The organism is Pseudoalteromonas sp. 23_GOM-1509m (genome assembly GCF_000518425.1).
In the GTDB taxonomy this organism is placed as follows: domain Bacteria; phylum Pseudomonadota; class Gammaproteobacteria; order Enterobacterales; family Alteromonadaceae; genus Pseudoalteromonas; species Pseudoalteromonas tetraodonis.
On the sequence record NZ_JADO01000008.1, the window covers coordinates 309392 to 327936 of the forward strand.

At 39.8% G+C, this 18545-nt stretch carries 17 protein-coding genes; 5 read left to right on the forward strand and 12 right to left on the reverse strand.

Going from position 1 to position 18545, the window contains the following annotated elements; all coding sequences use genetic code 11:
* Nucleotides 1-26: 26 nt before the first annotated feature.
* From N523_RS0101405 to N523_RS0101415, 3 genes are read right to left on the reverse strand one after another with little or no spacing between them, the layout of a single operon-like run.
* Nucleotides 27-638, reverse strand: a complete 612-nt coding sequence (locus tag N523_RS0101405; RefSeq protein ID WP_028835680.1) for a hypothetical protein — start codon at nucleotides 636-638, stop codon at nucleotides 27-29.
* Entirely contained in the window at nucleotides 631-1215 is a 585-nt protein-coding gene (locus N523_RS0101410; protein WP_028835681.1) for a sigma-70 family RNA polymerase sigma factor, read from the reverse strand. The genes N523_RS0101405 and N523_RS0101410 overlap by 8 nt, the downstream gene beginning before the upstream one ends.
* Nucleotides 1216-1229: 14 nt before the next feature.
* Nucleotides 1230-1862, reverse strand: a complete 633-nt coding sequence (locus N523_RS0101415; protein ID WP_028835682.1) for an energy transducer TonB — start codon at nucleotides 1860-1862, stop codon at nucleotides 1230-1232.
* A 319-nt stretch (nucleotides 1863-2181) separates the two neighbouring features.
* Here N523_RS0101415 and N523_RS0101420 point away from each other — a divergent pair, with 319 nt between their 5' ends.
* Both N523_RS0101420 and N523_RS0101425 read left to right on the forward strand, forming a co-directional pair.
* On the forward strand, nucleotides 2182-3036 hold the full coding sequence (locus tag N523_RS0101420; RefSeq protein ID WP_028835683.1) for a hypothetical protein: 855 nt from the start codon (nucleotides 2182-2184) through the stop codon (nucleotides 3034-3036).
* 80 nt (nucleotides 3037-3116) lie between these two features.
* Nucleotides 3117-3827, forward strand: coding sequence for a hypothetical protein (locus N523_RS0101425; protein WP_028835684.1), 711 nt, complete (start codon nucleotides 3117-3119; stop codon nucleotides 3825-3827).
* Between the two features lie 86 nt (nucleotides 3828-3913).
* Here N523_RS0101425 and N523_RS0101430 read toward each other — a convergent pair whose 3' ends face one another.
* Nucleotides 3914-5245: an MFS transporter gene (locus N523_RS0101430; protein WP_028835685.1), complete on the reverse strand. Its 1332-nt coding sequence runs from the start codon at nucleotides 5243-5245 to the stop codon at nucleotides 3914-3916.
* A 113-nt stretch (nucleotides 5246-5358) separates the two neighbouring features.
* The gene (locus N523_RS0101435; protein WP_028835686.1) at nucleotides 5359-6135 is read right to left on the reverse strand and encodes a hypothetical protein; all 777 of its coding nucleotides are present in this window, start codon (nucleotides 6133-6135) and stop codon (nucleotides 5359-5361) included.
* Between the two features lie 255 nt (nucleotides 6136-6390).
* Here N523_RS0101435 and N523_RS0101440 point away from each other — a divergent pair, with 255 nt between their 5' ends.
* A complete protein-coding gene (locus N523_RS0101440) occupies nucleotides 6391-7101 on the forward strand; it encodes a VC0807 family protein (RefSeq protein WP_028835687.1) in 711 nt (236 codons plus the stop codon).
* A 79-nt stretch (nucleotides 7102-7180) separates the two neighbouring features.
* Here the strand turns inward: N523_RS0101440 and N523_RS0101445 are convergent, their stop codons facing one another.
* The 3 genes from N523_RS0101445 to dps form a co-directional block, all read right to left on the reverse strand.
* Nucleotides 7181-7624: a c-type cytochrome gene (locus tag N523_RS0101445; RefSeq protein WP_028835688.1), complete on the reverse strand. Its 444-nt coding sequence runs from the start codon at nucleotides 7622-7624 to the stop codon at nucleotides 7181-7183.
* Between the two features lie 579 nt (nucleotides 7625-8203).
* On the reverse strand, nucleotides 8204-9946 hold the full coding sequence (locus N523_RS0101450) for a SulP family inorganic anion transporter (RefSeq protein WP_028835689.1): 1743 nt from the start codon (nucleotides 9944-9946) through the stop codon (nucleotides 8204-8206).
* A 185-nt stretch (nucleotides 9947-10131) separates the two neighbouring features.
* Nucleotides 10132-10656 carry a DNA starvation/stationary phase protection protein Dps gene (gene dps / locus N523_RS0101455; protein WP_013465787.1) on the reverse strand — a complete coding sequence of 175 codons (525 nt, stop codon included), beginning with the start codon at nucleotides 10654-10656 and terminating at the stop codon, nucleotides 10132-10134.
* Between the two features lie 348 nt (nucleotides 10657-11004).
* On the opposite strand from dps, the gene corA reads away from it, so the two are divergent.
* Nucleotides 11005-11961 carry a magnesium/cobalt transporter CorA gene (corA, locus tag N523_RS0101460; protein WP_024601436.1) on the forward strand — a complete coding sequence of 319 codons (957 nt, stop codon included), beginning with the start codon at nucleotides 11005-11007 and terminating at the stop codon, nucleotides 11959-11961.
* Between the two features lie 33 nt (nucleotides 11962-11994).
* On the opposite strand, the gene N523_RS0101465 is transcribed toward corA, so the two are convergent.
* The 3 genes from N523_RS0101465 to N523_RS0101475 all read right to left on the reverse strand — a co-directional run bounded on the left by N523_RS0101465 (nucleotide 11995) and on the right by N523_RS0101475 (nucleotide 13898).
* Nucleotides 11995-12357, reverse strand: coding sequence for a DUF2237 family protein (locus N523_RS0101465; RefSeq protein WP_016900500.1), 363 nt, complete (start codon nucleotides 12355-12357; stop codon nucleotides 11995-11997).
* A 164-nt stretch (nucleotides 12358-12521) separates the two neighbouring features.
* Nucleotides 12522-12941 carry a CBS domain-containing protein gene (locus N523_RS0101470; protein ID WP_016900499.1) on the reverse strand — a complete coding sequence of 140 codons (420 nt, stop codon included), beginning with the start codon at nucleotides 12939-12941 and terminating at the stop codon, nucleotides 12522-12524.
* Between the two features lie 177 nt (nucleotides 12942-13118).
* Nucleotides 13119-13898 carry a DUF2189 domain-containing protein gene (locus N523_RS0101475; RefSeq protein ID WP_013465783.1) on the reverse strand — a complete coding sequence of 260 codons (780 nt, stop codon included), beginning with the start codon at nucleotides 13896-13898 and terminating at the stop codon, nucleotides 13119-13121.
* A gap of 226 nt (nucleotides 13899-14124) precedes the next feature.
* Between N523_RS0101475 and N523_RS0101480 the strand changes: the two genes are divergently transcribed.
* Entirely contained in the window at nucleotides 14125-16005 is a 1881-nt protein-coding gene (locus N523_RS0101480; protein ID WP_028835690.1) for an MFS transporter, read from the forward strand.
* A gap of 61 nt (nucleotides 16006-16066) precedes the next feature.
* Here the strand turns inward: N523_RS0101480 and katG are convergent, their stop codons facing one another.
* On the reverse strand, nucleotides 16067-18334 hold the full coding sequence (katG, locus tag N523_RS0101485) for a catalase/peroxidase HPI (RefSeq protein WP_028835691.1): 2268 nt from the start codon (nucleotides 18332-18334) through the stop codon (nucleotides 16067-16069).
* Nucleotides 18335-18545 lie beyond the last annotated feature (211 nt).

Here is an 18545-nt window from a genome sequence, read left to right on the forward strand (position 1 = left end):
CCCTATTAAATTGGTCTTGAAGTTTTTTAACTCCTACATGACTCCACCCCACTCCCTGCATGCTTAAGCGCTATAATCTGCCCTTTGCCGTTATGTGACATAGCGAGCATGTCACCCGTATTTATATTACTTTCAACTGCATGCTTCCCTTTTAAATCACTGAGCAGTGACTGCTTAATTTGTACGAGTACCTCGTCATTACAGCTGGCTATATACCAGTCGTTGTCGACCTTTACGAGCGTGCCGTATTCTATATGGTGTTGTTGATGGCGGCGTAAGTCGTTTGCTAGTTGGGTGTCGAGCGCGCGTTTTTGTTGCGTTATGGTACTTGCGTAGTTACCTGTTTGATCTATTTCATGCGTTGTTATAAACGAGTAGTCGTGTATGTCTATGGTGTTTAATACGGTTTTAGGGGCAGTATTTATCACGTTGTTACTGTCGAGCACTATAAAGGCCAGTAAGCCCAGTGCGCAGGTAAGGCTTGTGAGTTGCAGGGCAAAGCCAAGCTTTTTAGGTTGTTTTTGGATTACGGAGTGTTTTAACGCCTGTTGTTGAGCATGCGAAAGGCTGGTGCGCGCTTTTCGCTCGTTATAATGTTGTGTGAGCTTTTCATCAAACTGCTCATCAGGCTTATTCATTACATTCTCCTAATAATTGTTTTAGGTTTTGTTTGGCGTAGCGTAGCCTTGTTTTTATGGTTTGGGCGTTGCTTTGCGTTATAAGTTCTATGTCGGCAAGGCTAAAGCCTTCTTGTTGTAGGGTGATGGCTTCGCGCTGCACAAAGCTAAGTTGCTTGAGCGCAGTGTTAAATGCTTCGTAACTTATGTGTGTGTCACCTATATGCGAATCACTACTTGTTAATTCACTTTGATTGTCATTTTGTGCAAGCCGTTGGCTGTTTTCGTCAAGCCCGACAAAGTGTTGCTGTTTACGGTATTCGTCTATCAGAGTGTTACGTGCAAGTCGAAATAACCAGGCTTTAGGCGTAGTTTGTGCTTGGTAAAGGTGGCGCTTTTCAATAACCTTTAGCCATGTTTGTTGGCTTACGTCGTATGCTAAATGTGTATTAGATTGTGTAACTAGGTAGTGATATAAATCGTTACTGTATAAGGTAATAAGCTGCTCTAAGTGGCGGTTGTCGCCACTTTTTGCATACCGCGCCATGCAGTCTTTGCTTGGCGTTTCAAATAACCATGACTTAATACTCAATAGCATAGGCGCTTATTCCTTTACTGCGAACTGTCTAATTTAAAATCAAGCTGTACGGTTTGACCTGTTTGTAATTGTGCCACACCTTCAATTACTTTTGGGCGATATTTCCAGCGTTTAATGGCGCGAAGTGCTTCGCGATCAAATATGCGTTTTGGTTCGGCATTTACTACTGTGGCATCAATTACTTCACCTGTGGGTGAAATATTAAAGCTAAGTTGCACCCAGCCTTCTATGCCATCACGTGCTGCGGTAGTTGGGTATTTAGGATTTATACGTACAATGGGTGAAGCATCTCCCGTAGGGCGGGCAATTATTTGCTTCATATCGTCACCAAATCCGTCAATTACTATGGGTGGTGCTGTGCTTATTGCTGTTATTGGCTCATTACTAGGTGTGACACGTGGCGGTGCTTTAGGCGGCACTTTAGGTGTGGGTGGTGGCGGTATTCTTTTAATATGCGTGGTTTGTTTATCTTCTGGTGCTTGAAAAATCTCAACAGTAATATCATCACCCAATTTAATAGGTGCTCTTTGCTCGCCACTAATTAAGTATTGCATAAAGGCAAATGCGATAAAGGTCATCACAGCACCGCCAATAATAGCTGTTGATGTTTTGAACATGGGGTTTTTAGGGAATTCAAGTGTGTGCATAAGCCGCTCCAAATTAACTTATTATGTTGTTTCAGAGCTATAACGGCTGGCAAACAGAAAAAGGGTGAAATAGTTTTAAAATTTAATTTATAAAAAAGCTGAGTTAGTATTTAACTTATATAAAGGGTCTCTTAATTGTTTTGATTTTGTGATGGCTAAAAAGAATGTAGCTATCTTCAAATTTGACTGTTATTTTCTATTTTATTTGCTCTAGGTAGATGAAATTTAGAGCTTTAAGTTGCTTACCTGCTGTTGTTAAACTTTCGTTCTCAATAATGGCGGCAATATTCAGGCATGCTTATTAAAAAGGATTTTATAAATGAAAAAAACAATATTCGTTTTTTTATTATTAGTTAGTGCGTGTTCATATTTAGAAAGTGAAACAGAGCAAGCAAACCGTTTATCCAAAACATACCAAGTAGACATTCAAGCTGGTGAACCTCGTTTATTTTTTCCTGAACAATTTGCAGTCAGTGATGGAGAGACTCCAATTCTTGAAATGGAAATGACTACGCTTGCAGATGCTTCTGAGTCACTTGATGGTATTGAGGCCGCATTAACGACATACCCTCAAGGGTTTGTTGCTGAAGTAATTGACGCTATTTATCTCTCTGGACCTATGCTTATAGAGGGGGCTGCTGCTGGAGGAACTTATTCAAGTAACTCCATAATTCTAGTTAATCTCTCAGGGTGGAATGGCACGAATTTTAACTTCGAAAATTCGTTGAAAGGGGTTCATCATGAATTAAGCTCGTTAGTTTATGTACGTTCACCTTTCGTTATATTTGCATGGCAAGCTTTGCTGCCAAAAGACTGGAAACCCGCAGCATCTAATTTTGACGCGCTTACAAAGTATAAATCTGCACCCGATTATAACGCAGGTTTTTTGTCTGATTATGGTAAAACCTCTGTCGGAAACGACTTTAATATTTATGCTGAATTTGCCTTTGCTGAACCTGAAAAATTGCGGGAGCTTGCCGCAACCTATCCAATAATAGCTAAAAAGCTAAGTTTGTTTATTACCGCGTATACGCAGTTCTCGGCTAAATATCAGCAAGACTTTGAAAATTATTTTGCGAGAACGGGTTTAAGTGATGTTGCTGTACAGCCTGATAATTTTGAAATGACTATCCATTTAGATTTAAGCGATCTTAAGCCACAGATAAGCCAATAAAGTTTTGCTTTTTGAGCTGTTATCTCTGCTTAGCATTATGCTAGAATCGGGCTTATCATATAATAAATAAGGATATTTTTGTGGATATTATCATTGGTCAAAATGTGCTGAAGAAAAAAGCGCAGCTAACTCAACTTTCCGAGCGCGCTATTGGGCGAGCTTTTAAAGAGCAAGCCGCTTTGGCAATCCAAATGACACAGTGCAGTGCAGCCGTTTATCGCCGTTTACAACGCACCTATAAATCTACTGTAACTCCCAGGGATCAAAAGCGTGTTAAAGCCGGTGGCTTAACGACACAATCAGTTGTTTTTTCTACTAGTAATAGCAGTCAAAAATCTTTTAATAGCTTACTTCCAGCTATGCGAGGCGGAGCTTCAGCGCCTGGTAGTGTTTCCAAAACATCTAACGATGTTGCTATTGCCTCAAATCAGCCCCAAGCAATCAACTTATTAGCTTTATTACACCCAGTGATAAACGAAGATATTATGAAGACAGGTAATAGTGTTGAGAAAGCGGCAACCATTTTAGGCCTTGTTACCACAACAGTTGGTTTTGCTGTTCCTGGTGGTAGTGTTGCTTCTTCAATTGTGAGCTGGGTGGGTAGTGGCGCTACTTATTCTGGGTTTACCATGTCGAGAATTCGCCCTGATGCCCCTGATCGTGCATATCATCAACTAACAAACTATATTACTTGCTTGGCTGCATGGAATAAAAAGGCATGCGAGTTAATAGATATTGCAGATCCAAATGGCAAGTGGACTTTTCGAGATATTGAAACAGGGTTTGCTTAAAATCTAAAATAATTAAGGGAGTATAATGACTCCCTTAATTGATGTTTGCTTAGCGTGTTTTTTAAAACACTTAAAAGCAGTAAAAATTAATTTTTCACGTCATCTTCGTGAAGATCTTTAAACAGCTCCCCTTGGGGATGTTCAAAAAACGCATCATCTATTTCTTCGTCATCCACAACCAACATTTGATCTTGTGCGGTGGTTTCTTCAATACGGGGATCCATAGTGGCAGCCAGTGGCGAGTTAGTTACATCGGACGTACCGACCACATAATCACTGGGTTCAGGCTGCTCTACTTTTTGTTTAGAATTAATAAACGTGAGTAATAAATACATGGTTACGGTTAATAGCGAAATAGACGCATACAATGCTTGGTGACCAAAGTAGCTCATGATCTGTGCGTTAACTGTTGAGCCTATTGCCGCACCGGCGCCAAAAGCAACCAATAACGCTGATGACACGCCTACGCGTTCTTCGTCTTCAACTCGCGAATTGGCCAGTGCCGAACAAAGCGGATATAAAGTAAAGGCAAACAAACCAAATATAAAGGTGAGTATGTAAGCAATTAACTGTGAGCTTGGTAATAAAAACAATGCCAAACTCACAATGCCTATGGCTATGGCATTAGTACGAATTAATAAACTACGGCGAATACGATCAGAGAGCATTCCCATTGGCCACTGTGCTAGCAGGCCGGCTAAAATAGTTAGCGACATAAAAATAGCAATTTCAGCGGCGTCAAAGCCTGATAATTTGGCAAAAATAGGTGCTAGACCATAAAAGCTACCATTAATAATGCCTGCAAAGTGGACCGCGGTAAGCGATTGTGGCACTTTTTTAGCGTAATCAAATAGGCTCATTTTTATGGGTTTTAAGGGTTTTGGGTGAATTCTGCGGGTGATAGAAATAGGAATAATGCCGATTGCTAACGCCATGCACACCAAAAATAGCGGCGCATAACCTAGCTCAGGAAATTGTGCGAGCGCTAATTGCCCTAAAATCATCCCCAAGTATGAAGTGATCATATAAAACGAGAATACGCGGCCGCGTGATTCGGGGGCTGACTGTTCATTCAGCCAGCTTTCTAGCACCATGTAATTACACATCATACCTAAGCCAACAAAAAGCCTAAGGCCTAACCATATATAAAGATTATCACTCACGCCGTGAGCAGCCACACAGGCTGTCACTGCAGCAGTACTGGCGGCAAAGGTTCTGATGTGACCTACCGATTTAATAAGATGATAGCCAAGTTTTGAACCCAGTAATAAGCCAAGGTAATAACACGAGGTCATTAAGCCTATCCAAAATGTAGACGTGCCTTGTTTACCTAAATAAAGCGCTAAATAGGTAGTAAGTAAACCGGTACCAATAATTAAAAATAAATTGGCAAAGTACAGTGACGGAAATGATTTCATTAAAATGCAAATTATGAGCTAAGACAACTAGATACTAGAGCAAGCGAGAAGGTTTTCCAAGCTGTAAAAGGGAGTTTTATATGGCGCAACCCTATGCAGGCTTTAAATAGAGGTTAATGAATAAAATAATCATTTAATAATATTTTCATTTCACCGTTTTGCAGATATTCGGTAATTTTTTTGTTTATTTTTTCAAAGTCTTTTTTATAGCTTGGGTGGCAAATAATATTATCGTTAATGCTCACCGGTGAGTAGTTATTACTATAGGGTAGATGGGGGTGTATATTTAACTCTCTATAGGCAAAGTTAATATCGGGGTAAAACGCTAATATTAAGTCTACTCGCCCGAGTAATAAAAGTTGTAAGCTTTCCAATTCACTATTTACTTCAATCACTATTTTGGCCTTTTCTTTTATTTTATCTAACTCACGACTACTGGGCACCCCTCGAACAATGCTAATAATATCGCTGTTATTAATTTGGCCTACGTTTGAAATAACTCGCTTTGGGTTATTAGAAACCACTTTGATCAGTGCTTTGTTAAAAGGTGTGCTGTGTAAAATGTTTTTAGGTAATGTAATCCCTTCTGAGCCATCAAAGGTGTCCTCACCTGGTGCATAGCAAGCAACAGTTTGTTTTAAAAACTCAAGCTTAGCGCGTTTCATTGGCATGACTTCAATTATGTATTGATCACTCAGTTTTGTATCTGCGAGTGCTTTGGTTAATAACGCATGATAAACCCCTTGGTGTTGATTATTAGCAGCGTGTTGAAACAGTCCACTTAATTCGGCAACAGCAATAATTTGTTTGGCAGCGGCCTTTTGATGCACACAAACCATCAATAAAAATAACCAAAAGTACGATGTAGATAAATACTTACTACTGAGCATGACTTTAAACTAATTTATTTTTTGTAGCTTTAATATAGTCTTTGAGGGCTGAAAATACGACTGGTGATTTAATTAACGCCTCAATTTATACCTATATTACTGCAGAGTAAGCGCTACATAATAAAATAATATGACTAAGTGCCATGCTAGAATAGCGGGCTTATTGCGGGTATTATGCAAAGAAGCAATATTTAGCATTATTTATTCCACATTAGGGGAAATTAATGGCAGCAGTAATATTTTTTGGAACTAAAAATGACCAGTAATAATCAAGCTACAAATAAGCGTAAAAAAAATAATCCGCTTATCGAAATAGTCTTTAATATCATCATCCCTTCAGTCATTTTAATGAAGTTTTCTGGCCCTGAATATTTAGGCAGTGTGACTGGTTTAATTGTCGCGCTTATATTCCCTATTAGTTACGGTATTTATGATTTTATAAAAGCGGGCTCATTAAACTTCATCTCGCTTTTAGGCTTTTTAAGTACTTTGCTTACCGGTGGTATTGCCTTGTTTGAGCTAAACGTTGAGTGGTTAGCTATTAAAGAAGCAGCTATTCCGGCAATCATTGGTTTTACCGTGCTGATGTCGGGCTTTTTTGGTAAACCCCTGCTAGCCAAACTTTTATTAAACTCACTTTTATTTAAGCTAGATACTATTTATGATGCCTTAGATGCACGAGGCAATACACAAAGCTTTAAACAAAAAATCACCAATGCTAATTACCTCTTAGCGCTGACCTTTGTGTTTTCATCTACGATGAATTACATCCTTGCTAAATGGATTGTTACCAGCCCTGCAGGCTCCGTTGAATTTAACGAACAGCTTGGTGAAATGACGCTATTGAGTTATCCGGTAATTGCTATTCCGTCTATGCTCATGCTCATTGGTATTTTTGTTTATGTAATTAAAGTACTAACTAAATTAACCGGTATGAAGTTTGAAGACATGGTTAATGCTGAATAGGGTTATCCATAATCCATAATCTATAATAAAAAGCCGTTGTTTAATAACGGCTTTTTTTTTGATGTTTACTTATAAGTATTTATTTGTAATCAGAGTACTTCGTTCTGTGATAAGGAATAAGCTTATAATTTGGTTGTAAAAAGGTCACTAAATCAGTGAGTTCAGAAACGGTCATGGTGTCGTTAAATACCGTCATTTTAGATGCTCCATCGGGGGTTCTAGCATCAGCTCTGTAAGGCCTTGAAAAGCGGTGAGAAGGGTTAATAACCGATGTAACTAACTCAGCATAAGTGACTATTTTGGTTTTATTACCGCCTAGTCTGATAGAAATATCGTCATGTTTTTTTATACTGTCATCTTCTACGCCTGCAAGTGTATGGCATGCCAAACACTCATACTTTATAAAAACGGCTTTACCTTTTTCAGCATTTCCCTCTGGTAAGCTAAACCCCCTTGGAGAATCAACGCCTTTATCGCAACCTGCAAGTGCAATTAAGCATAAAATTATTAATGTATATTTCATGGTAGCTCCTTTGTCTTTCATTGGTTTAGTGTGCGGCAATTGATAAACCATAGCCATAAACAACTTATGGCTAATTAGCTAAAACTAAAAGCGACCGCATTAGCGACTAAACTATGTATTTACTGCGCTGTATGATATTTGCATCTGGCTATTGTTTGTATTTTTAAGGTTTAGTAAGTAGCAAGAAAAGTTAATAAGGCTACGCTTATTATTAAGTGTTGATTCATTAAAATGCTTGAACACTCTATTGTTTTTATAAAGAGTCATTCACAATAAATGACTCATCTAGGGTCTGTTGACCTTTCAAGGTTAAATTTGCAGCAGTCTGTTTGGTATTTAGGCAAGACAGAGCCTATGTGGTGTGGTTATTCCCCATAAATAGGCGATAACGTAGCATCAATGCCAAACAGGCGCTGCCCGAAGGGTTCTGCCTAGGGACGATTTACTCTTTGTTACTCGGTTTTTACTTAGCCCACTAGGTTACAAACCTCGCGCCGCGATTAAACCGCCCCTAGTTTGAACAAATTTTAATCCACAAAGGTCAACAGACCCTAGTGTAGTTGAGGAAAAATAATAACCCTAATTATTACCTGCATTTATCTCTTCGGAGTTTTGCGATTGAAACATCGTAACCTCGTCGACATGCTGACTGACGCTGTTTTTTTGTAAGGCAATGTATAAGTCTGAATGAATATAAATACCGTCTTTACCTGAGGCGATACCAGCGGTTTTAAACCAAGAAAGTAGCTGGCGTTTTCTTCCCGCTAGCTCTAATCGAATACCTCGTTTTTTAAATATCACATCTAGGTCTGCGAGCATGGCCATAACGCTTAAATCAAGATGAGTGAAGCAGGGCACAGCATCAATAATGACACATTGTGTGTCGTCTTTTTGTCTTGCATATTGCTCTAACAAGCGGCGTTTAAAATAACTGGCATTAAAATAGGTTAAAGGAGAATTAAAACGATATATAAAAACCCCTTGTACTGCTTTGGCTTTATCTGTTTCGTCTAAGCTTCTTACTACGCCTTTTATATCCACACCTAAAATGGTGTCTGATGGGCGCATAACAGTTCGAATAAATTGAAATAACCCTAGTAATACAGCAAGGGTAATTCCTGGTATAACCCCAATAAACAGCACAGCAAAAAGTGTGGCTGAGGCTAAGTAAAATGCCTGCTTATCTTTAAATTTTAATTGCCAGACTGCCTTTAAATCAAGCAGGTGAACAGAGGCAATTATTAATACAATCCCGAGTGCAGCACTGGGAATAAACTCAAGCGGCGCCGTTAGAAAAAGAGCGATAACGCCAATAATAGCGGCAGCTATAATCGAAACTAATTGGGTTTTTCCGCCAGAGTCGTCGTTTACGGCTGTGCGTGAGTCGGCACCACTAACGGCAAAGCCTTGTGATAATGCTGACGCTAAATTAGCGATGCCCAAGGCTCTAAATTCTTTATCGGCATCGATGTCGTAGCCATTCTTTGCTGCAAAGCTTCGCGCTGTTAGCATCATGCTGACAAAGCTAACTATGGCTAAGTTGAGTGCAGGTACAACAAGTTCTCGAATAATACCCACGTCAAATACTGGAGTGTTAAACACAGGCAAACCACCGGTTACTGTGCCTATGGTTTTTATTTCAAATTGCTCTAAATTAAACAACCAAACGAATACCGCACCTAGTGCAATGGCAAACATAGAGGCTGGCCATGTAGGTTTTAAGCGCTTTAACACAAAGTAAACGCCGAGGGTAAATAAAGCCATTAATAAGGTGGGAATATGAGTTTGCGATAAATACGTAGGGACGCCACCTAAACGCTCAAGCAAGTAGCGTTCATCAAAGGTAAAGCCAAATACTTTAGAAAACTGACCAACAATAATGGTAATAGCCACACCGTTTAGTAACCCCATTAAAATTGGTTTAGATAAAAAGTCGGCTAATACACCTAGCTTAAAGCGGCTGGCAATAAAGCACCAAAAACCGGTCATTGCGGTCATGGTGATCACTAATTGCCAATGTTTAAAGCTATCGCCTGCAGCAAGTGGAGTAACAACTGCAGCAATAACCGCACATGTTGCGGCATCAGGGCCAATAATAAGCTGTTTAGAGGTACCAAAAAGTGCATAAAGCATCATAGGTAATACGCAAGAATACAGGCCAACTGCAGCATTAACGCCTGTAAGTTGCGCATAAGCTATAGCAACAGGTAAAGCAACAGCTGCAACTGATAATGCCGCCCTCACATCATCAGAAAACCATTGACGTTGATAATTAAATAAGGTGTGTAAACCTGGCATAAAGCTATATAGACGCGACAACACTTCAAATTCCCTGCTAATAATTAGGAGTCGATAGTAAGTTCTCTTTAATAATAAGTATAGTAACTAAACGTGTTATATGCGCTAAATCGGGGGATTTCTAGTGTATTAATAAGAGGAATATAGTTTAAAAACAAAAAAGCCCAGCAAGTTACTGGGCTTTGTAAGTCAAATGACAGCTTTAAAAATTAGCTATTCAATTGACCAGTAGATGATTCTATGTGGGCGCGAACAAACCACTGATATTGCTCAAGCTCTGCAAGTTGCGCAATGATCATATCTTCAGATACCGGATCAAGCTCAGCAAGTGATTCTATGGCTTTACGGTGATCACCGTTAACGCCGTTATATACTTTATCTAATGCGGCTAAGTGTTCAGTTACTAAGCCTTTACCTATGGCATAATCTTCCCATGTACGACGCTCAACAATCGATTTTGGTGTGCCAACTGGGACGCCGCCTAAAGTGGCAATACGTTCTGCTATGGTGTCGGTCATTTCACGGACGGTTTCTACTTGTGGGTCTAGCATTTCATGTACGCCAATAAAGTTTGGACCTACTACATTCCAATGAATATGTTTTAAAGTTAGCTGTAAATCAATTAGCGCTACCATGCGATTTTCTAGTACAGATATTGCTTTATTTGCTGATTCGTTTTTTACACCGGGAGCGGTAAATTCAGCGACTTTATTTGCATTATTACTGTTACTCATGATTCCTCCTACTATTTCAAAAATAGTGCTCGCTTTACTCTAGTGAGTATTTAAATTGCGATAACGAACACCTCTTGTATTTATAGAAGCAATCGTCATGCCGATAGTGATATAGTTTTAACTAACTGAAAAATAGCAGTTTAATTTTTATTTATAGTACTTGATAAAGCAGTAAGATTAAGTGCATATGAAAAATATGCACTTTTTTGTAAATTCTGCAAAACAGCAGTACTTTAAAGTGTTAGCGAATAGCGTGCCCTTTATAGTGGTTATAATGAAGGTATTATCATTGTTGATTAATGTCCTGTTACATATACTCAACTTAAAGATTCATTAAAGGAGAAGTGTATGTTGAGATTTTTTTCCATCGAGCAAGGAGTGATCAAAGAGTTAGAGCCTTTACCTGATACCCCTGTTGAAGTATCCATAAAGAATGCACATTGGATTGATACTATTAATCCAACACCGCAGGAGCAAAATGCGCTTGCAAAAACGCTCAATATAACTTTTCCAGATTCGGTAGATGTAGAAGAGATTGAAACGTCGTCTAGGTGCTTTATCGATAATGAAGGTTTACATGTGCATGCATTGTTTATGTCACCTAATGAAGGGCGATTTAATACTGTAACGGTAGCTTGTTTGTTGCAAAACAATTGCTTACTTACTATTCGTGATGAGGAATTGGCTGATTTTAGACTACTGCGCTTAAGAGCGCGCAAAGGTCAGGTGGCATGCGATACAGCAAAACAATTATTAATCACTTTATTTGATCAAAAAGTTGAAAACCACGCGGATATGCTCGAAGACATGCATCATCAATTAGAGAAGCTCAGTGCTTATGTACTTGAAGAAGATAACTCAGACTTAGAAGAGGCGGTTGGTCGCATAGCTCGCTTAGAAGATGCTAATGGTAAAGTGCGTTTATGTTTAATGGATACGCGACGCAATATTTCGTTTTTAATACGCCGTATAGGCGCGCAAAATGACGAGCGCGAATCTCTTCGAGAAATTGTACTCGATATAGAAACTTTAATGTCGCACTGTACCTTTTTGTTCGACAAGGTGAACTTTTTGATGGATTCAACACAAGGCTTTATTAATATTGAACAAAATCAAATTATTAAAACCTTTTCTATTGCCTCAGTGGTTTTCTTACCGCCTACAGTAGTGGCTAGTGTGTATGGTATGAATTTTAATATAATGCCTGAGCTACAATGGGAATGGGGTTATCCTTTTGCAATTGGCATTATGTTGCTGTCGGGCTTTGCCCCTTATTTATTTTTTAAACATAAAGGGTGGTTATAATACTTAAATATTAGAAGCTGAGCGCTCAAATCATTACCCGGTATATTGATGTGCTTTTAATACTTCAAGGGGAATAATATCTAGCGCTTTTTGGTTTGTTGCTTCAAGTACAACAGGAGGAGCAACATTTGCAGCAATGGCATGATACCAACGAATCGCACATAAGCACCATTTATCGCCAGCTTTTAAGCCCGCAAAATCATACAAAGGATTAGGGCTAATTAAATCGTTACCTTGCGCCTTAGAAAATTGCAAAAATTCGTCGGTCATAATGGCGCACACACTGTGATTACCAAAGTCTGAATCTGGCACATAGCAAAACCCTTCGCGAGTATAGCCGCCATTGCCACAACATAGCTGTAGGCGAGTTCCCAATACATTTAATTGATTAGCCATATGACAAATTACCTTTTAGTAATAACTGCTGAAAAGAGCTGTTTACCATAACAGGCTGTTAGTGACTTAGCTATATACGAAGAGGCTTCTGGGTAGGTATTTGTTTATAAAAATAGCTGCGCTTTGAGTAAATTCAAAACGCAGGTTTTTTATTATGCTATTAATTAAGATAATAGCGCCGCAGCTAAGCGCACAAAATCAGAAGAGGTTAAAATACCTACCAGCTGACCTTGCTCGCTAACCACAGGCATACAGCCATGGCGATTCTCTACAAAAAACTTAACCACATCTGATAATGGCTGGGCTGGAGTGACACTAATAAAGTCACTCACCATAATATCTTCTACTTTTGTGAGTTTTTCTTTGCGTTGTAGTGCATTTGCGCCAAAAGTAGCCATGATCCCCATTACTTTGGCGACCATAATTTTTTGCGTAAGCATGCCAACAAATGCGCCATCTTCGTCGATAACGGGAATGTGACGAACATTTTTTTCTTTCATTAAATTATGTGCGTCGTGCAAAGTACTTTTTATATTCACTGAGAATGGGTTAGGTGTCATTAAGTCTGCAACGTTTTGACTCATGTTTATTCCTTTATAAAGCGTGTGGTATATCACATTATATTAGCGCGCTTTTTAAGCTTTGCACCTTATTGAGATCAAGGTTTTTGCAGATTTAATTCACAGGAGGGAAACAGGCATCACTTAATAAAACACCCTAAAGCGTTTTATTAAGTGATAAAAAATGACTATGGGTGAATGTTATTCGTAACCACGTTCTTTTTTAGTTTTAATAACCGCAATGTAACCGTGCCAACTAGCGTAACTAAGTAGTGGCATAATAATAATGAATCCAGCGGCACCCGCAGCAAAGCCCAGTGCGACAAGTACAAATATACAAATAGACCATACCAGCATGGCTGCAAAGTTTTCTTTAACTGCATGGATTGAAGAAACCACGGCAGTCATTATATCAACGCGTCTTTCCATCATAATTTGCGGGGTAAATGCCGAAATTGAAAACACGCTAACCAGTAAAATACCGCCAATAATACTGCCTATGGTTAAAAACGCCGAAAGCTCTTCAAATGTTGGGTTTGCATGGCTTGGGTACAATGCATGAACAATTGCGGCTAAGCGCATCCAAATAATCATAATTACCATAAGTAATACGGCAAAACCCCACTCACCTACAGGGTTACGAAACATCGATTTTAATGAATGGCTTAAAGTAGGTTTATGGCCTTTTTCAAGCTCCCAAGCCACATCGTACAAACCAACCGCAAACACAGGACCTATTAAGGCAAATGCAACCGTGGCTGGCAGTATGGCAAGGTGGCTGTCGGTAAGTACAACAGAGTAAACAATCGCTACGGGAATAAGTGTGAAGATTAAACCGTAAATTAAGCTCAGCATGGGCGCGCGCGCCATATCCTTAAACGCTAACGAAAGCCAATGAAAAGCGGCAAATGTATTTACTTTGTTGCACTCTAAACAACGTGCGAATTTGGTGTCTTTGTCTATTGTGTTTGTAGTTGGCATAAAGATGCTCCTTTTTTAGTCACCTTTTAGTTTTAGAACATAGATGTTTTATTTACAACTCATAAACAACTTATACGCAAGATTTAGTTGCATTGTTCATTTGTTAATCATTTTTATTGCGTGTTAGCGATTAGGTATATTTTTGAGCACGTACTTAAAAAAGTGGGTTCGTATTTCTTTTACACAGTGGTAATCTAAACGCTGTAGCTAATTTGAAGAGACCGTAATGAAGGAAAATAAACAACAATATCAAGGAGCTTTACTGAGCAGTAAACGGTTTTTACCTCTGTTTGTGACACAGTTTTTCTCCGCTTTAAATGACAATGTTTACAAGCAATCAATCCTCCTTATTTTAATTTTTCAGGCTGCTACGGTGGCCGATGGTGCTTTTTATTCTAACGTGGCTGCGGGATTATTTATTTTGCCGTTCTTTTTATTTTCGGGCATGGCTGGTCAAATTGCAGAAAAGTTGGAAAAATCAAAGTTGATCAGCATCGTAAAGTTTTGCGAAATTCCAATAATGCTGGTGGGCGTGGTATCTATTTTAACCGAGCAGGTTTGGTTAATGTTGGGTACTGTGTTTTTAATGGGTTTACAAAGCACTTTTTTTGGGCCACTTAAATACTCTATTTTACCGCAGCATGTGGCTCCTCATGAATTAACCAAAGCTAATGGGTTAGTTGAATCTGGCACCTTTGTGGCTATTTTATTGGGCACCGTATTTGGCACTTATTATATAACCCAAGCTGCAGGCCCTGTTTATATCAGTATTGCAATAGTGAGCCTGGCGGTTATTGGTTATTTGAGTAGTCGTTTTATACCAAAAAGTGCTGCGAATGATGCTAATTTAAAGGTATCGCTTAATCCTATTTCCTCGACCAAAAGTGTATTTAATGTGCTTAACGCACAAACCGAGTCAGTGGGTAAATCAGTATTGGGGATCAGCTGGTTTTGGCTGATTGGTGCAGTGATATTAACCGCGCTCCCTAACTATGTAAAACATGTAATGGGAGGCGATGAGCTGGTGGTTACCTCAGCTTTAGTGGTGTTTTCGTTGAGTATTGCATTGGGGTCTTTACTTTGTGAGAAGCTATCGCGCTCACGTATTGAGTTAGGCATTGTGCCTTTTGGGGCGCTTTTAATTAGCTTGTTTTTATATTTATTAAGCCAAGAGCCAAGCATTGAGTTTTATCGCCAAACTAATGAATCGCTGCTTACCCTTGAACAAGTGATTAATACCGGCGATATGCTCTGGCACTTTATTTGGATGGCTGGTATTGGTATAGCTGCGGGTTTTTATACGGTGCCACTGTATGCACTTATTCAGCAGCGTACTCACCCAGATAGCCGTTCACGAGTGATTGCTGCCAATAATGTACTAAACGCCTTATTTATGGTGGGCAGCGCTGTTTTAAGTATTGTTACCCTAACGCTTTTACACTGGGAGATTTCACAATTACTGTTGTTATTAGCAGGGCTTAATTTACTGATATCGCTGTACATATATAGCAAAGTGCCTGAGTTTTTCTTACGTTTTATTATTTATATTTTAGCGATTTGCATGTATCGAGTACGCACTAAGGGAACGCTTAATATGCCCGATGATGGGCCTGCCGTGGTGGTGAGTAACCATGTTAGCTTTGTTGATTGGATGTTTATTTTAGCCGCGTCACCTAGGCCAATTCGGTTTGTCGTGTTTGCCCCTATTTATTATTCACCAGCACTTAATTGGTTGTTTAAAATGGCCAAAGCCATTCCAATTGATAGTGAAAAAGCAAATCCTAAGGCGTTTAATAAAGCCTTTGACAACATAGCTCAGGCACTAGAGCGTGGAGAGCTGGTGGGAATTTTTCCTGAAGGCAAGCTCAGTGGAGATGGCGAGGTTGATGTATTTCGTCGTGGCATTGAAAAAATAATTCAGCGCACACCGGTGCCTGTTATTCCTGTTCATTTAGATGGACTATGGGGCAGTATGTTTAGTCGAAAAACCAAGTGGCGATTGCCTAGACCAAAGTGGTCGTTGGTCAGTGTGACTATTGGTGAAATGGTGGCTGCACAGAAGGTTAATGCTGATGATTTGCGCGAGCGAGTGGTTGCTTTAAAGTAGCTTAATAATAAAAAAGCGCTGCAATTAATTGCAGCGCTATGGTTGTATTACTTAATGGTAATTAACGGTCTAAGTTCATTACTTTAGTCCATGCCGCAACAAAGTCTTCTACAAACTTTTGCTTTGATGTATCAAAGGCATATACTTCGGCAACTGCACGCAATTCTGAATTTGAACCAAAAATCAGATCAACTGAAGTGGCTGTGTACTTTTGCTCACCTGATTGACGATCAAAGCCTTGATAAATCCCCGCATCTGATGACTTTTTCCAAACCGTCGACATATCTAATAAATTAACAAAGAAGTCGTTATTTAGAGTGCCTGGCTTGTCAGTAAATACGCCGTAATCAGTGCCTTTGTAGTTTGCATCAAGTGAACGTAAGCCACCGATTAATACAGTCATTTCTGGCACGGTTAGGTCAAGCTGATCGGCTTTATCTATTAGCATTTCAGTTGGCGACTTATAGCTTTTTTCTGCATCAAAGTAGTTTCTAAAGCCATCGGCAGGCAGCTCTAATAAACTAAATGCATTAACGTCAGTTTGCGCTTGCGTAGCATCGCCACGGCCAGCATTAAACGGTACATCTACTGTGTAACCTGCATCTTTGGCTGCTTTTTCAATCGCTACATTACCACCAAGCACAATTAAATCAGCAAGCGATACATGGCTTTTGCTAAATAAGCTGTCGTTAAAGTCAGCTTGAATCGCTTTTAATACGTTAAGTACTTTTGCGGTTTCTGCTGGATTATTTACTGCCCAATCCTTTTGTGGAGCAAGCGCAATACGTGCGCCGTTGGCACCGCCGCGCATATCTGAATCACGGTAGCTAGCAGCCGATGCCCAGGCTACACGTACTAACTCCGGTACACTTAGGTTTGAGTCTAAAATAGCGGCTTTAAGCTCTTTTACTGCACCAGCATCAATGTTTGATTGAGTTTCTGCTGAAATAGGGTCTTGCCAAATTAAGTCGTCTTTTGGTACTTCTTTACCTAAAAAGTTACGTGGTGGTCCCATATCTCTGTGAGTCAATTTGTACCATGCTTTAGCGAATGCAAGTTGATACTCTTTAGGGTCATTTAAAAAGCGTTCTGCAATTTTGCGGTATTCAGGATCAAATTTTAACGCTAAGTCGGCCGTGGTCATTACTGGTGCGTTAAACTTACCTTTAATATGAGCGTCAGGTACAGCGTTGTGTAACGATTCATCCGTTGGGATCCACTGAATGGCACCTGCAGGGCTGCGAGTTTGTTTCCACTCAAAGTTAAGAAGGTTGCTCAAGTACAGTGATGACCAGCGGGTAGGTGCTTGTGTCCATGCGCCTTCTAAACCACTAGATACGGTATCTTCAGAGTGGCCTTTACCACATTTGTTTTTCCAGCCTAAACCTTGCTCTTCAATACCGGCTGCAGCAGGCTCTGCACCTACACAGTCTTTAGGTTTGTGCGCACCATGCATTTTACCAAAGGTGTGACCACCGGCGATAAGTGCCAGGGTTTCTTCATCGTTCATCGCCATGCGAGAAAACGCAACGCGAATGTTCTTAGCTGACCCAATTGGATCAGGAACCCCTTTAGGGCCTTCAGGATTTACGTAAATTAAACCCATGTGCGTTGCACCTAATGGGCGTTCTAATTTGCCGCTAGCATCTTCACGGTCGCTGGCAAGCATTTCTACTTCTGGACCCCAGTAAACCATGTCTGGTTCCCAGTCGTCAGTTCGCCCGCCGGCAAAACCATAGGTTTCAAATCCCATGTTTTCTAGAGCAACGTTACCTGCTAATACGATTAAGTCTGACCATGAAAGTGCTTCTCCGTATTTTTGTTTAATTGGCCAAAGTAAACGGCGCGCTTTATCCAAGCTTACGTTATCTGGCCAGCTGTTAAGCGGCTCAAAACGTTGTTGACCACCGCCTGCGCCACCACGGCCATCAAGCGTACGGTAGGTGCCTGCGCTGTGCCATGTCATACGAATAAAAAATGGGCCATAGTTACCAAAATCCGCTGGCCACCAGTCTTGAGATTGCGTAAGTAGGGCGTCAATATCACTTTTTACTGTGTCTAAATCTAGGCTGTTAAATGCCTCTGCATAATTAAAGTCTGCACCATAAGGGTTTGAACGTAGATCATGATCACGAAGAGGAGATAGGTTTAGTTGATCTGGCCACCAAAATTGGTTTGTTCTGGTTGCGCCCATTTTAGCCTCACCCATGCCAACAGCACCTTGTGGCTTAGACATTTGTGGTTTTTCTTGGCTAAAAGCAGAGCCAGACATAAGTGCCATACTTATAAATCCAACAAGTGCTTTTTTAGTAAATGATCGGTTTTTCATTGTCAGCTTCCTTAAAGTTAACGAATTTCGTTATATACAAAGCGTATTACTATTATTAAAAATAGAATCTAATAATTTAAAAATTAGTGAGCTTTTACTCCATTCAAGTTGTTGTTTACCAAGCTTGAATGACTAAGCAGTGCGAATAGTATAGTAGAGGGGCTAAAAACCGTGTGCGAAATAAACCGATTGATACAATCTATAAAAATGA